Source organism: Gimesia alba, from assembly GCF_007744675.1.
In the GTDB taxonomy this organism is placed as follows: domain Bacteria; phylum Planctomycetota; class Planctomycetia; order Planctomycetales; family Planctomycetaceae; genus Gimesia; species Gimesia alba.
The window spans coordinates 6,265,965-6,280,787 of the sequence record NZ_CP036269.1 but is presented as its reverse complement, the minus strand read 5'-3'; the positions used below and the strand labels follow the sequence as shown (position 1 = coordinate 6,280,787).

Below are 14,823 nucleotides of genomic sequence, written 5' to 3'. Positions count from 1 at the left end.
TGATTGGACTCACCCGGATCTGCCGTTGTTTCTCTGCAGGAAACATCAAGGAACGCAGGGGACGGTGATCGATCCTTGTGTTAGAGCCGTTTGTCTGATTGAGACTTTCGTTTTGCGTTGAGGATCAAAACGAGCTAAAATTTGAGAACACAGAAACGATTCACCAGTCTGGAACCAATTGATGTCACAGTATTTAAGCCAGTTATCAGGACTCTCCACCTTTGTGATCATCGCAGCGTGTGGGGCGCATCTGTTTTTTTTCTTTGTGCTCTGGGTCTGGTCCCGCCGCGATTTAAAAGGCATCGCTTCGTCACTCGATGATTTCACACGTGGCCTCAAACATCGCAGCCTGCTCGATTCCTCAGGACATCTTTCCGATCAGATCGAAGCCTTTCTGGCAGACGTCAATGAAACGCTCGACCCCAAAGCCAACCCGGCAGACCGGAAGATTCTTTCGGAGCGGGTGCATATTCTCGATGAAAAACGTCGTTATCTGAATTCGCATTTTTTCGAAACCTGCTACAACATCTGTCGTACGATGATTGAAGCGTATCCGCTGGCCGGCGTTCTGGGAACGATTCTGGCGATGGGGGCTGCTCTGCAGTTGAATACGGGCGCGGAAACCGCCGGTACTATCAGTTCCATCGTCAGCCATTTTGGCGACGCGATCTGGTCTACGTTTGCCGGGCTGGCCGCCGCCATTCTGCTTATGTTTCTCAACAGTATTCTGGAAACCTCATTTCTGGGACTGGTGGAAAACCGTCAGCATGTCCGCGACACCGTCGTGCGGGCCAAACGCGAACTCGCTCTGGCATCGGGAGGCGCCGCATCCGAATGATCAGCCGACGCCGCCTCACATTTCAACTCACGCCTCTGCTCGATCTGTTATTAATCGTGATCTTTGCGCAATTCATGGATACGCAGGAAACGACGGCCCGCATCGAACAGCGGGCAGAACAGCAGATTGAACAGGCTGAGTCGAAAGCGAAAAAATACTCAGAACTCAGTGACGCTGCACAGCAGAAGAGCATCGCTTTAGCCGAACAGAATGCACAAGTGGCACGTAAAGCAGAGCAATCAAAACAGGCAGCGGCTGAACTGGAACAACGCATGCGAACCATGCAGCAGCTCTCAGAAAAAAAGAATCAGGAACTGTCGGAACAACTCAAAGTAGCGCAGGAACAACGCAACCGGGTAGGCGAACTGGTTCAGGAGCTGTTTCAACTGCCCGATTCGCTGGTAGATCCTCTGCTCAAATCCAAATCCGATCCCGATTCGGAGCAGACCAAAGCCAAGATCGAACAGATCCGAAAACAGCTGCAGGACCTCGCGGGAGCGCGCGCTGAAGATGTGATCAAGCATTTTCTGACCTACGACGAATTGACCAAACGCAGCGATATCTGGGAACTGTATCTGACGGAGAACGGCGTCTTTCGTTTGAAAATCGGAAAGCAGACGATCGACTTCCGAGCCGACTCGCCAGAGGAGTTCGTGGATCGCGTCTATTCCTTCTATAAAACGGTCCCGCAACCCAAGAGTCTGGTGATCATTCTCTTTTCCTATGGAGACGCCAAGGCGTCCGTCCGCTTTGCCGCCACGCAGGGGTTACCGCTGGTCGCCGAACGCATGCGAGCCGACAGCAGCGGCCGCACCCGCTACGAATACGCGGTGATGGGCTTCGCGCCCGAGAAACCGGAAGTGACGAACTGAATCTTACCAGATCGCGTTAATTTATTGGGCTTCAATGTGATTCTCAGGATCATAATCGAACTCAAATCGGTATTAACCGCTGCTAACGTCGTGCGGCTGATCCGGTTTTTGGTGATTTCCTAACCAGAATGACTTATTAGCCGAAGGGCGTTAGCCCCGGTTTCTTCCATTTGCAAAGAGGCATTCAAATTAAGAAACGCTACCTGGACCCGGTTCGTTATTATATGCAAATGCCAATTTGAATTAAGAAGCACGAACTGGCATCAGCGCTAAATCCCCAGATCCTGTTTCACCTCTTTGAATTTCTCAATCGCAAAGTCCAGGTCTTCAATTGAATGCGCGGCGGAGATCTGCGTTCGAATCCGTGCTTTGCCTTTCGGTACGACGGGGAACGAGAAGCCGATGACATACACGCCTTTCTGCAGCAAAGCATCCGCGACCTTCGCCGCCAGAGCGGCATCGCCCAGCATGATGGGTACAATGGGATGTTCGCCCGGCAGCACATCGAAGCCGACCTGCGAAATCCCGGTGCGGAAATGCTTTGTGTTCGCTTCCAGTTTGTCGCGCAGAGTTGTGGACTCGGTCAACAGGTCGATGGCTTTGATTGACGCGGTTACAATCGATGGGGCGACGGAGTTCGAGAACAGATAAGGCCGCGAACGTTGTCGCAAGAGTTCAATGATCTCTTTGCGACCACTGGTATAACCTCCGCTGGCACCGCCCAGTGCTTTACCCAGCGTCCCCGTCAGGATATCAATGCGTTCGATCACGTCGTGAAATTCAGGAGTCCCTTTTCCGTGTTCGCCCATAAAGCCGACCGCGTGAGAATCGTCGACCATCACCAGCGCATCGTATTTATCGGCAAGATCACAGATGGCCGGCAGATTGGCAATATAACCGTCCATCGAAAACACGCCGTCTGTTGCGATCATGCGGAACCGGGCGGACGCGGCTGCTTTGAGCTGTTCTTCCAGGTCCTGCATGTTGTTATTTTTGTAACGAAACCGCTGCGCTTTGCATAACCGCACGCCATCGATAATGCTGGCATGATTCAATTCGTCCGAAATAATGGCGTCTTCCGCGGTCAGCAGCGTTTCAAACAGACCTCCGTTTGCATCGAAACAGGACGTATACAGAATCGTGTCTTCGGTTCCCAGAAACGAACTGAGTTTGCTTTCGAGTTCCTTATGAATCGACTGCGTCCCGCAAATAAACCGGACGGAAGACAGCCCGTAGCCCCAACGATCCAGGCCCGCATGGGCGGCGGCGATCACTTCGGGATGTTCTGCCAGGCCGAGATAATTATTGGCGCACATATTGAGAACGGGTTCGCCCTCGGCAACGCGAATATGCGCATCCTGTGGCGTGGTGATGATGCGTTCGGATTTATATAAACCCTCTTCACGAATCGAGGCCAGCGTTTTTTCCAGTTCCTGTTTGAACGATCCATACATGAGACAAGTCCTGTTCGATTTGATTGCGATTGAGTCGTTGAAAATCGCGCGTTTGTTAAATGTTGTTCCAGTCCAGAATCACTTTGCCCGATTTACCAGTCATCATGACTTCAAATCCCTTTTCAAAATCGCTGGCATGGAATCGGTGTGTAATCACCGGACTGATATCGAGGCCGCTCTGCAGCATCACTGTCATTTTATACCAGGTTTCATACATTTCTCGACCGTAGATGCCTTTGATGGTCAGCATGTTGAATACCACGATGTTCCAGTCGATGGCGATTTCCTTCTCCGGGATGCCGAGCATGGCGATCTTGCCGCCGTGACACATGTTGTCCAGCATGTCACGAAAGGCCTGCGGGTTCCCCGACATTTCCAGACCGACATCAAAGCCTTCGGTCATTCCCAACTCTTTTTGTACGTCCGCAATTGTTTTCGCGCGGACATCCAATGCGACGGTCGCCCCCATCTTGAGTGCCAGATCCAGTCGATACGGATTCACATCGGTGACGACAACATGCCGTGCTCCTGCATGGCGGACGACGGCTGCCGCCATCACACCAATCGGACCGGCTCCGGTGATTAAAACGTCTTCCCCCAACACCGGAAACGACAGCGCCGTATGGACGGCGTTGCCGAACGGATCAAAAATCGAAGCCACGTCGCGGTCGATCGATTCATCATGGTGCCAGATATTGGTCATCGGCAGCGAGATATATTCGGCGAATGCGCCGGGGCGATTGACGCCGACCCCTTTGGTATGGGCACACAGATGCCGCCGGCCGGCAAAGCAGTTGCGACAGCGGCCACAAACCACGTGCCCTTCGCCGCTCACAATTTCACCGGGCGTGTAGTCGGCGACATTGGAACCGACTTCCACGATTTCGCCGACAAATTCATGGCCGACCACCATCGGCACCGGAATCGTTTTCTGTGCCCAGTCGTCCCATTTATAAATGTGAACGTCGGTGCCGCAGATGCCCGTACGGTCGACTTTGATCAGCACATCATTGATCCCGATCGTCGGAACAGGAACCTCTTCCAGCCAAAGTCCCGGCTTTGACTCTTTTTTGACCAATGCTTTCATGATGCGAATCAATCCCCGAAAAAATGAGAGGGTTCAGAACTGAGAATCCTTTATATTGTCTCATTATCCACTATAATAGAAAACGTAATTCCGTTTTGCAAGAGATGTGTTCCATTATATTGGAAAAAGATATGCCGACCCATCCCGCCAGAAAACAAAGTGTCTCCAACACTGCCTCAGAGCTTTCTCCCGATGAAATCTCCGGCCAGCTTTCGCAGCGTGTCCGCGCGTTGCGCAAAGAACGTGGCTGGTCACTCGATTCTCTCTCAGCTGCTTGTGGCGTGAGCCGCTCGATGCTCAGTCAGATCGAACGGGGCGAAGCGAATCCGACGCTGGCGGTCACCGTTCGCATCTCGCAGGCCTTCGGGATCGCACTGGGTGAACTGGTGGAAGCACCGATTTCCACATCCTCGATTGAAGTCATCCGCGCCGATGATCGGACCTTTCATTACCGTTCCGATGCCGAGTGCCGCATTCGTACGCTGTCCCCCTTGCATTTGGAAAAGGATGTCGAATTTTATGAGGTACTGTTACACACCGGCGGTAAATTGAACAGCGCACCACACTTCAAAGGCACGCGTGAATTCCTGACCGTCGAAAAGGGAAAGATCGAACTGCAGTCAGGCGACGACAGCACACTGCTCGGCCCGGGAGACTCCGCCAGCTATCGCGTCGACGTGCCTCACTCGATCAGCAACGCCGGACGCGGCGAAGCCGTCATCTTTCTGGTTGTGATTTATCAGAACTGAAAATCGAACTCAGACGCGCTGCAGCAGTGTTTATCTTGCCAGGATGGAGCGCTTGTTCCAAAGAGTGTCATTCAGATTTTTCACGTCCAGGTGGCTTTCACTGTAAGTGTAGCTAAGAGGTGGCCGAGCGCGCCGGTCGGAGACATGGATCCCAGGATTGATCTTGAGTGACTTCGGATCAAAATAGTCTTCCGCAATTTCGAAATTGCCCCTTTTCACTTTGGTAATCTTGATGTCGGTGCGGGAGTGTATTGTCCGCTTGTTGATTTCAGTACCAGTCTCTGATTTCTTGACGATGGTAGCGTAGGAATAAGAATCTGATTCTTTTTCTACATTGTCAATCTTAGGATTATGGTAGTCATATTCAGACCTCCCCTGGGACAGAAAGTAAATTCCGGGAGCGACTTCCTGGTACTGAGTTTGAATCTGATACGTTTTTTTCCATGCAGAGGCACCTGGGGCTGGCATTTCAATTCGAAGAGACTGAACTGGTAAATAGCCATAACGCTCATCCAGAACGATCCGACGGCTATCGATTCGCCCCGATCCGTCATCGGCCATCGGTCCGCATACTTCGACGGTATGCAGCGGACCATCCTTTGTGATATGTAGAATAACCTGACCGGAAGCAATGGCTTTGATCAATTTTTCTTTATTGACGGGATCGGCGCGAATGATCTGTAGAAGACTGTCACAATATTCATCCACCGGTCTGATGTCATCCACCGGTTCGATATCATACAGGTCGGGCATGTAAAACTGATGAACTTCATTCGTAGAATCAGACCGCCAGTCTAAATAATTCAGATCTGGATTACTGATCACGATGGTGTTTTTATTGAGCACGTAAAAGTTCTGGCCATCATGCAAATTAATTATGGTGCGCCGTTCTGGTTTTTTGTTGAATCCTGAAAAAATAAATTTCTCGATATCGAGTCGCATTTTTCCGTCGCGCGTCACAAGCGTAAACTTACGATTGCCCGGGTTGATCACACCTTCCACAAACGCATTTTGAGGAAATCGATCTTGTTCCCGATATTGGTCGCGAATGCGCTCCAGCTCTTTGACAAAAGCGTCCAATTCCTGAATGACGACTTTGCCCTTGTGCTTAACTTCCTGGCAGCGCAGTTCGTTTTTGCCAATGAAGAAAAGCAGGAGAGTAAAGCAAACGAAAAACAAAAGTACGCGTGTGCCATTCAATGTGAACCCGGGGTCCTGCTGCATCAGAATCGTTCCCTCTACAAATGTTTGAATTCGTACTCTCGCAAACAGCGCGCATCAGGTTATTACAAATACAGCATGTGGGGAATAGCAAATAGCGCTCGGGTTAACTCTACGCTACTGTTCACAGGCAGAAACCGGTTGTTCTTCCACCGCCGGCAACATGTCTTCTTCAATCATGGCGTATTTTTCGCGGTGCCGGTCGGCCAGGATTGTGTCGATGAAGAACTGGGATGTGTGGAACATCAATAGTGGAAAGACGGCCGAGGGAATTCCCGCGTCGCCGAACATCGAGGCATCGGTGGCGACGAACACCGCGATCGGCAGCGTTTTCTGACTGCCGGCAATCGCACTGGCGATCCGGTCGCGTGGATGAAACTGAAACGCTTTGCCCAGCAGCATGTTGGAAACGAAACCGCTGACATGGACCACAATGCAACTGATCCAGACAATCGCAACCGCGGCGAATGAGATGCCGACTTCGGACGTTTTGATGCCATGCCCTGTCTGAACTGCTGCGAGCAAGACCATAAACAATACAAACACTAAAGCTACAGTTCCCAGCTTCGAGGTGATCCCGTCGGCGAACAGTTTAACCCGCGGGTTGAGTCGCAGGATTTGTCCGATCACGACTGGCAGCATGGCGGCGTAGAACAGTTTCGTCACCATTGCGACACGATCAAATTCAATTTCACGTGACGTGATCAACAAAATCCAGAACGGCACCGTTAAAAAGCAGGCGCCATTGGTGATCATGGTGACCATTAAGGAAATTCCGTCGTTGCCTCCGGCCCGGCGCGTCCAGACTGAGGCACCGCATAACGTGCACGGGACGCACGCCATGATGATCAGCCCCACCTGAAAATCGGGCGTCAACTGCAATGGCAGCAGCGCCCAGGCGATTAACGGAAGCAGAACGATATTCGTCGCCAGTGAAAGCATCAGTGGAGCGGGTTTGCGAATGGACGTCAGCAGGTGCTCTGAGTTCAGACTGAGCGACATCAGAAATAACACGATTGCGGTCAGCCAGGAAGGACGAATGAACTGTTTCAGTTCAGACAGCACTTCTTCAGATCCCTGATGGCCAGAATAGACGCCAAAGATAATGACCAGTGTGATACACAATAAAAACCAGCGGCGACGGAAGAAGGCAAGCATGTCACAGATTTCGGTTGAAGTAATGCCGCGAAGGCGTTTATTTCGTAGAGGCTTTTTCGCGAATGGCGCGCCAGCGTTTTTCCAGATAAGGGAACGCCGGTTTGAGGGCTTCAGGGGGTTTATTCTCCGCGACAAATAAAATGGCACTGGATAGTTTGCCGGCTTTTGCGTCGCTGATGGCCATCAGATACATGGCTGCTAACGTGCGGTCTGGATCGACGCGTGCATAGATTCTCAAGTAATCGTTAAAAGAGCGCGCTGCCGACGCATCTTCTCCTAAAATGTACTGTCCTAAGGACAGGAAATAGGCAGCCTGTTGCGCCGCCATCAGGTGCATCAACCGGGTTTCCTGAGGGACGATCAAGTCGCTGGGGAACGCCGCTTCCAGTCGTGTGGTGACATAACTCTGAATTGCCGCCTGTTGATTTCCCATCAATTGTGTGGTTCTAGTTTTCAATAATTTCTTAGTTGGAGCCCCCCACTTGACTTCAAATAAGCCACCTGGTTTTTCCACTCGGGCATTCACGTCAAAGGGAACCGGCGCTCGAAATGGCAATTTCATTTCCGAGATTTTCTTGGCTTGTTCGCCTGCAACCGCTTCACTCGCATTCATTTGCGCATCGGGAAATTCAGAAACTTTAATCGTCGCCTCTTTCAGAATCCCTTTGCCAATTGTTTGAATGTGACTGATAAAACCCGGGTCCCCTTCAAACGGATCGAGGTTGCGAAACAGAACGAACGTCTGTTTGCGGGACAGTGAATCTTCGAGTCGTCGCATCCGAGCAGACCATTCACTGCTTCTGCCCATAATCACGACTTCTGCCGATTTCAGTTCCTCTGCTGAAAAACGATTTTTCGCTTCCTCGCCGTAGAAGTCTATCAGTATTTCCGGAGATTGATACACGTCCGCCAGCGACGCCGGGTTGGTAATCAGGATCATATCCGCGGGTTGCTCTTTGGCAGGGATCGGCAGTCCTAGCACCGGATCAAACAGGTAAACGCTTTCATCAATCAGTACTCCGATCAGCAGCTTGTAAGGAGCCGGTTTTGTGGGGCGCAACAGCACCGCATCAATGCGTAACTGACGCATCACGCTGATATAAACCCAGGCACGTTGCTCGGGAGTACCAATTCCAAAAATACAGAATTCATAAGGCGAAAGCGGCAGTGCGTTTTTCTCATTCGGGACGAGCGCGAGATTATTCATGCAATAATAAAAGGCAGACGTCGCACGTTCCCGATCATTGCTCTTCCCTTCAATCGCGGCTTTCATCATCCCGTTAAAAAGCTGTGAATCTCGAATGAATTTTCCGTCTAGCCTGGTAAAACGCGTGAGGTCCATCTTGGCCAGCTGCGCTTCGCTCAGATATTTTTTGAAAAAGGGCTTCTGAGAATCTGTCAGTACGGGAGGCTTGCTGTCAAAGTTGCCACATTGAAAGGTCCACTGATTCAACAGCCCCACAGGACTGTCCAGATCCGAACTGATTCCCAGACGTTCCGGTTCCAGCATGCTCATTGCATTGTCAATGTAACTATGGCAGTCTGGATCACCCGACTCTGATTCAGAGGTTTGCGATTTCGCTCCCGATTTTGCTTTTTTAGCGGGTGGTGCAGCCGGTTTTTTACAGCTGGGAATAGCTAACAGCAGTCCGACGAAGCAGACGCCCAGCAAAACGGACAGGGTAAATTTCAGAGTACGTGGAATATTGGCTAAAGTCATATCAATCGTGGCTTCGTCATACTATACATTCCCACCGGGGAGGGATGGCAATGCGGCATTGAATAATCGGGTCAGACTCTCTGAAGAACTTCAGATCAACAGTCGGAAAGCATTCCTGTTTTATACTATAACCTATTTTGAACCAGATGGAATGTCAGTGGGTTGCCCGATTTCATTAACCAGTGTGCGGAATTTCTGTAATTGAACCGCAAATTGGGAAAATTCACTCAGCGGCAGCATATTCGGCCCATCACTGAGTGCCTGAGACGGGTCGGGATGAGTTTCCGCGAAAATGCCGTCACAACCACAGGCGACAGCCGCTCTCGCAAGAAACGGGATCATCTCCCGTTGTCCGCCCGTCGATTTCCCACCCGGCGTCTGTACACTGTGAGTGGCATCAAAAATCACCGGGGTTCCCATACCGTGCATAATGGGAATACACCGCATGTCATTCACCAGACGTCCATAGCCGAAGGTGGTTCCCCGCTCGGTCAGCATCAGCTGGTCCAGCCCGAACGCTTCACATTTCTTGACCGCGTGAATGCAGTCTTCCGGTGCTACGAATTGTGGCTTTTTAATATTGACCACTCCCCCATGTTTCAATGCCGCTTTTGAGGCTTCCTCCAGCAGATCGGTCTGCCGTGCCAGGAAGGCCGGGATCTGCAGAATCCGGCACACCTCGGCAGCAGGCGCAGCCTGGGACGGTTCATGAATATCCGTGGTGACTTCCAGCCCCGTTTCCTGTTTGACCTTGGCCAGGATTGCCAGGCCTTTGTCGAGACCCGGCCCCCGGAAACTGTCGACGCTGGTACGGTTAGCTTTGTCGAAACTGCATTTGAAAATGAGCGGCAGGTTTTCTTTCGACGCAATTTCCGCCAGTTGCTTCGCAGTGGTCAGGACCAGTTCTTCACTTTCGATCACACACGGGCCGGCAATAAAGACGAGAGGGAGATTGGTACCACATTGAACGTTACCAATCGTGACGGGGTTTTGAGGCACGGGTGAATCCTTTCCTGCTGTGTTAAGAGACGATCATCAGGGGTGAATTATTGATCATTCGGCAGTGATGAGCAAGGGACAATAAACCGGGCCGCCGTAGGAATGACTTTGATCTCAACCGGTGTCGATCCGGAAGCGTCGCCGTCGGTCTGAATCGGAACCGGCTGAGCCGAATGAATCCGGATCTGTTTTGCCTGTAACCTTTGCACGCTTCTGATATCAAGGTGCGTCCCCCTGATAATTCGCAACACATATTTGAGCATACTCCAGATCCCTTTTTTCCGCAGGAGAATCAAATCGAGCAGCCCGTCATGGTCGTTCGCATGCGGCGCAAAGTTCAAATTCAATCCATACGCGGGAATGTTCACCACAATCGCATGATAGGCGGTGATTTCCTGCTCGCTCTCAGCGGTCGTAATCTGCAACGGCTCAAATGGATAAGCGCACAGCGTTTTCCAGATCGGTTTCAGATAGCTCAAGTGAGAAATATTACCGGTGCGGTTGTGGGTCAACGTTTCTACAACCGCCGCGTCAAAGCCGATGCTGGCCATCAGAACGAACTTACGCTGATTCAATTCGCAGAGATCAATCTCCCGCGTACAACCTCTGGCGATCATGTCCGCGACAAACTGACCAGATTTTTCAATGCCGAAATAACGGGCCAGTAGATTTTCTGTCCCTAGAGGCAGAATGGCGATCTTGTGGTCGGGATAACGGTTTACGACGTCTTGAACCGTTCCATCTCCGCCCGCTGCAACAACACACACCGGCTGGTCTTCCGCGGAACGTGCTGACAAATGCTTCTGCATGCGGTCCCGGTTGGAGAACAGCCGCGGACGAATCCCGTTCTGCTTCAATTGGAAGATTAAATCCATCAGCAGTGAGGCCCGTTTTCCCGTTCCGGAAATCGGGTTTCGTTGAATGGCGACCCAGGGCGTAGACATGATGCGGTCTTCTCGTGTGTCAATGCTGAAAGGAATCCGAGATGTAGGATGAATTACCGATATTGAGAACAGGCGTAGAAACTTGAGAAAAAGTATTCAAAATGGATCAGAAATTGGGGAAAATTGAAGATTCCTTGTGTTGGATCTTAATTTTGACTGACAGAAAGCCGATTTCATAGGTACGATATGATTACAGTTTGCGTGTAAAGTAGTATTTTAGCGAAAAAGCACAAAAGCTGGGTAGGTATTCTATCATTCGTCCGTAGAAATACGTAATAAAAGATTGATACGACTTGTTTCTCAATGAATTTTCGTGCTCATTGAAATTTCGCGGAAACAACGGGTATCTTGGTTTGATGATACCGTTTTAAGTCAAGCATCAACTGTCCTGGTGGACAAAGGCCGATTTCGTAGTGACCAATCCGCAAAAAATTCTCTTCTGTGGGCCCGCTGACGACCAGACATCTGAGCTGCGAGAACAGTTCTCAACAGACGATTATCTGGTCGTGACCCCGGAAAATCTGGCGGAAGGGATTGCCGAATTTGATCAGGGAAATGTCTCGGCTTTGATCGTGCCGGCCTCTCCCGGAGTCTTACCCCTGGCCTTAATTCAGTCTGGGACGCTACTTGAGTTTTTACCTCACGCGGTAGTTGTTCTGGATGCCGACCTGCGGATTGTCTGGTCGAATCATCAACTCGCTACACTTTGTGGTCAGGAAACATCGCTGATTGGCTCTTCGTTCTATGACGCCTTTGGAGCCCCCGAAATTTTAGGGCCGGACTTTAGCCCGTTTCATACCGCGTTTTCCACAGGTAAGATCGCGAAGAGTGGTTTACGTGTCGGCGATAAGAGCTACTACGATGTGGAAGTGATGCCGGTTCTGACCAGTACTGAAGAAGAACAGGAACCAGCCTACCTGGTCGCCAGTGTGCGAGACATCTCCGATGAAGTTCTGCAGCGACAAAAACTGAATGCCATTTATCAGGCAGGGCTGGAACTGGGAGATCTCTCACCAGAAGAGATCTTCGAGATGACCGTTGAAGATCGAGTCGAATTATTAAAAGCCAAAATCCTGCACTACACACAGGATTTGCTGGAATTCGAAACCGTTGAAATTCGCATTCTCGATAAAGCCACAAATCGTCTGGATGTGCTACTGGCAGTGGGCATGGAACAGGTGGCGGCTAACCGGACCCTGTATGCAGAGCCCGAAGGAAACGGTGTGACTGGCTTTGTGGCGGCGACGGGGAAAAGTTACCTGTGTGAAGATACCGCACACGACCCGCTGTATATGACGGGGGCGCCGGATGCCCATAGTTCGCTGACCGTGCCCCTGAATCTACACGATGAAGTCCTTGGTACATTCAATGTGGAAAGTCCGCATGCCGGGGCCTTTGATGAAAATGATCTGCATTTTTTGGAATTATTCAGTCGTGAAGTCGCGATTGCGTTAAATACTCTTGAATTACTGGTCGTCGAAAAATTAACCACGGCGTCTGCCAGTACAGAATTAATTATGCGTGGGGTCGTCGACCCCGTCGATGAGATCCTCAACGATACTGCCTGGATTCTGGAGCGGTATATTGGTCACGAGCCTAATGTGTGCGAGCGATTGCAGCGTATCCTTAAAGACACTCGCCATATTAAGCAACTGATTCAACAGGTGGGAGACGAAATTGCTCCCCAGACGCCCCATCATCATAAAGTGCCCACGATGAGACAGGTGAATCCCAAGTTGCTCAACAAACGGATTCTGGTCGTTGACAGTGATGCCTCCGTCAGACGGGCCGCTCACGAACTCCTTGGTCGACTTGGGTGTGAAGTGGAAACCGCCCATGACGGAGAAGAAGCATTTCTGATGGTCCGTAGTTTTCACTACGATGTGGTCATCGCCGATATTCGACTGCCCGATATGAACGGGTATGAATGCTTCGCCCAGATCCGGGAAATTCATGAGCACCTGCCGGTCATTCTGATGACCGGCTTCGGTTATGACCCCACGCACTCGATCGTAAAAGCACGCCAGCTCGGCCTCAAATGTGTGCTCTACAAACCCTTCCGCCTCGATCAGTTGGTGACCGGCGTCGAAAAAGCAGTCAGCATTTCGGAAGACCTGACCTCCGAAACCTCCAACTGACATCCCCTGCTTCATTTCAGCCAGTTCCTCTCACATTGAAATTTCCTACCTTTCATCACAATAGGCTCGATTTCCGTTTTTCCATGCGATATATTAAAAAACGTTAATATATTATCGCTGACAACTGCTTTCACCTGCATTTCAATGGGAGCCATTTGCTTTTATCAAGCCCCCGTTGCTGGTCAGGTGAGTTCCCGATCGATTCCACATGCACCCCGGATTACCCACCCAAGGAGAATTTCCATGTCAAATTCAGTTGACCGCCGTGAGTTTCTCAAGAAAGCATTGATCGCCGGAACCGCCGTTCCCGCCTTCACCAACGCCCTGCCTCTGGAATCGCTCGCAGCCGCTCCGAAAAGGAAAAGCCCCAATGAAAAATTGAATCTGGCGACGATTGGTGTCGCCGCCCGGGCGTACTCCAATATCACCGGCACCAAGTCAGAAAACTTCGTGGCACTCTGCGACATCGACGCGCATCGTCTGGATAAAGCGTCCAAAGAATTCCCGCACGCTGATACCTACGATGATTATCGTAAAGCCCTGGACCGGGAAGACTTGGATGGCGTGCTGGTCAGCACTCCCGATCACATGCACGCACCCGCAGCCGCGATGGCGCTCCGCAAAGGCTTGCCCGTCTACTGTGAAAAACCGTTAACCCATTCTGTCTACGAAGCACGTGTGCTCACCGATCTGGCTGCCAAAGCCGGGGTCCCCACCCAGATGGGTAATCAGATTCACGCCAGCGACAACTACCGCAAGGTGGTGGAAATGGTTCAGTCTGGAGTTATCGGCCCTGTCCGCCGTGTCCATGTCTGGGTCGGCGGGGGCGTACGAATTGAGGGTAAGCGGTCCAAGGAAAATCATCCCCCTGCCTACGTCAACTACGATCAGTGGATCGGACCTGCGCCCTTCCGCCCTTATAATGAAACGAGCTTCCACTTCAACTGGCGCTACTGGTGGGATTTTGGTAATGGTCAGTTAGGTGACTTCGGTTGCCATTACATGGACCTCCCCTTCTGGGCCTTGAAGCTGAAGTATCCCAAAACAATCGTCGGCGTCGGTGAAAAAGGACACGGCGGCGAAAACGATTGCCCCAGTCAGATGCGCGTCGATTACGATTTCGCCGAACGCGATGATCTGCCCCCCGTGCACATGACCTGGTATCACGGCGGCTGGAAGCCCAAAGGTGCCGAACTCTACGAGAAAAACAGTGCCGTCCTGTTTGAAGGGGAAGACGGTCGTTTGCTCGCCGACTACGGCACCAATAAAGTCTTCATGGAAGCCGGCAAAGAAGCCAAACCGGTTGAACCTTATCTGACCCGACCTCAGACACACCACATCGAATGGCTGGATGCCATTCGCAATGGCACTCCGACTGGCAGCAACTTCGGTTATGCCGGTCCGCTAACCGAAACGGTTCTTCTGGGCAATGTTTCGTATCGCGTCGGTCAGAAGAAACTCGAATGGGACGCCGATAACCTCAAAGTAACCAACGTCCCCGAAGCCGCTCAGTACATCCAGCGCGAATACCGCAAAGGCTGGACACTGTAGTCTGATCACACCAATCACAACGCATGAAAACTGATAATGTGTGGCACTGTTGGCTTGCCCAACAGTGAGATAAGACAGAAACAACTGTTGAA

12 protein-coding genes are annotated in these 14,823 nt (G+C 51.2%); 5 read left to right on the top strand and 7 right to left on the bottom strand.

Annotated features, from left to right (window positions below; all coding sequences use genetic code 11):
- Positions 1-181: 181 nt before the first annotated feature.
- Entirely contained in the window at positions 182-838 is a 657-nt protein-coding gene (locus Pan241w_RS23305) for a MotA/TolQ/ExbB proton channel family protein (RefSeq protein WP_145220464.1), read from the top strand.
- Positions 835-1,710, top strand: a complete 876-nt coding sequence (locus Pan241w_RS23300; RefSeq protein ID WP_145220462.1) for a hypothetical protein — start codon at positions 835-837, stop codon at positions 1,708-1,710. Before Pan241w_RS23305 ends, Pan241w_RS23300 begins: the two co-directional genes overlap by 4 nt.
- 269 nt (positions 1,711-1,979) lie before the next feature.
- On the opposite strand, the gene Pan241w_RS23295 is transcribed toward Pan241w_RS23300, so the two are convergent.
- Together Pan241w_RS23295 and tdh are read right to left on the bottom strand one after the other, a co-directional pair.
- Complete coding sequence (locus Pan241w_RS23295) at positions 1,980-3,164, bottom strand: glycine C-acetyltransferase (protein WP_145220460.1); 1,185 nt, start codon at positions 3,162-3,164, stop codon at positions 1,980-1,982.
- A 55-nt stretch (positions 3,165-3,219) separates the two neighbouring features.
- Positions 3,220-4,251, bottom strand: coding sequence for an L-threonine 3-dehydrogenase (gene tdh / locus Pan241w_RS23290; RefSeq protein ID WP_145220458.1), 1,032 nt, complete (start codon positions 4,249-4,251; stop codon positions 3,220-3,222).
- Positions 4,252-4,382: 131 nt separating this feature from the next.
- Between tdh and Pan241w_RS23285 the strand changes: the two genes are divergently transcribed.
- On the top strand, positions 4,383-5,000 hold the full coding sequence (locus Pan241w_RS23285) for a helix-turn-helix domain-containing protein (protein WP_145220456.1): 618 nt from the start codon (positions 4,383-4,385) through the stop codon (positions 4,998-5,000).
- 30 nt (positions 5,001-5,030) lie between these two features.
- On the opposite strand, the gene Pan241w_RS23280 is transcribed toward Pan241w_RS23285, so the two are convergent.
- The 5 genes from Pan241w_RS23280 to Pan241w_RS23260 all read right to left on the bottom strand — a co-directional run bounded on the left by Pan241w_RS23280 (position 5,031) and on the right by Pan241w_RS23260 (position 11,042).
- Positions 5,031-6,224 carry a hypothetical protein gene (locus Pan241w_RS23280; protein WP_145220455.1) on the bottom strand — a complete coding sequence of 398 codons (1,194 nt, stop codon included), beginning with the start codon at positions 6,222-6,224 and terminating at the stop codon, positions 5,031-5,033.
- Positions 6,225-6,338: 114 nt separating this feature from the next.
- Positions 6,339-7,379: a bile acid:sodium symporter family protein gene (locus Pan241w_RS23275; protein WP_145220453.1), complete on the bottom strand. Its 1,041-nt coding sequence runs from the start codon at positions 7,377-7,379 to the stop codon at positions 6,339-6,341.
- A gap of 37 nt (positions 7,380-7,416) precedes the next feature.
- Entirely contained in the window at positions 7,417-9,099 is a 1,683-nt protein-coding gene (locus Pan241w_RS23270) for a hypothetical protein (protein WP_145220451.1), read from the bottom strand.
- A gap of 132 nt (positions 9,100-9,231) precedes the next feature.
- Positions 9,232-10,098 carry a 3-deoxy-8-phosphooctulonate synthase gene (kdsA, locus tag Pan241w_RS23265; RefSeq protein WP_145220450.1) on the bottom strand — a complete coding sequence of 289 codons (867 nt, stop codon included), beginning with the start codon at positions 10,096-10,098 and terminating at the stop codon, positions 9,232-9,234.
- 47 nt (positions 10,099-10,145) lie between these two features.
- The gene (locus Pan241w_RS23260) at positions 10,146-11,042 is read right to left on the bottom strand and encodes a diacylglycerol/lipid kinase family protein (protein ID WP_145220448.1); all 897 of its coding nucleotides are present in this window, start codon (positions 11,040-11,042) and stop codon (positions 10,146-10,148) included.
- 413 nt (positions 11,043-11,455) lie between these two features.
- On the opposite strand from Pan241w_RS23260, the gene Pan241w_RS23255 reads away from it, so the two are divergent.
- On the top strand, positions 11,456-13,180 hold the full coding sequence (locus Pan241w_RS23255) for a hybrid sensor histidine kinase/response regulator (protein ID WP_145220446.1): 1,725 nt from the start codon (positions 11,456-11,458) through the stop codon (positions 13,178-13,180).
- A 243-nt stretch (positions 13,181-13,423) separates the two neighbouring features.
- A complete protein-coding gene (locus tag Pan241w_RS23250) occupies positions 13,424-14,731 on the top strand; it encodes a Gfo/Idh/MocA family protein (RefSeq protein ID WP_145220444.1) in 1,308 nt (435 codons plus the stop codon).
- Positions 14,732-14,823: the final 92 nt, after the last annotated feature.

Bases quoted from the DNA above. Each gene is read 5' to 3' on its own strand.
- Pan241w_RS23295 (WP_145220460.1), bottom strand. From the start codon at position 3,164: ATGTATGGATCGTTCAAACAGGAACTGGAAAAAACGCTGGCCTCGATT.
- Pan241w_RS23285 (WP_145220456.1), top strand. From the start codon at position 4,383: ATGCCGACCCATCCCGCCAGAAAACAAAGTGTCTCCAACACTGCCTCA.
- Pan241w_RS23280 (WP_145220455.1), bottom strand. From the start codon at position 6,224: ATGCAGCAGGACCCCGGGTTCACATTGAATGGCACACGCGTACTTTTG.
- tdh (WP_145220458.1), bottom strand. From the start codon at position 4,251: ATGAAAGCATTGGTCAAAAAAGAGTCAAAGCCGGGACTTTGGCTGGAA.
- Pan241w_RS23275 (WP_145220453.1), bottom strand. From the start codon at position 7,379: ATGCTTGCCTTCTTCCGTCGCCGCTGGTTTTTATTGTGTATCACACTG.
- Pan241w_RS23305 (WP_145220464.1), top strand. From the start codon at position 182: ATGTCACAGTATTTAAGCCAGTTATCAGGACTCTCCACCTTTGTGATC.
- Pan241w_RS23300 (WP_145220462.1), top strand. From the start codon at position 835: ATGATCAGCCGACGCCGCCTCACATTTCAACTCACGCCTCTGCTCGAT.
- Pan241w_RS23260 (WP_145220448.1), bottom strand. From the start codon at position 11,042: ATGTCTACGCCCTGGGTCGCCATTCAACGAAACCCGATTTCCGGAACG.
- Pan241w_RS23270 (WP_145220451.1), bottom strand. From the start codon at position 9,099: ATGACTTTAGCCAATATTCCACGTACTCTGAAATTTACCCTGTCCGTT.
- Pan241w_RS23250 (WP_145220444.1), top strand. From the start codon at position 13,424: ATGTCAAATTCAGTTGACCGCCGTGAGTTTCTCAAGAAAGCATTGATC.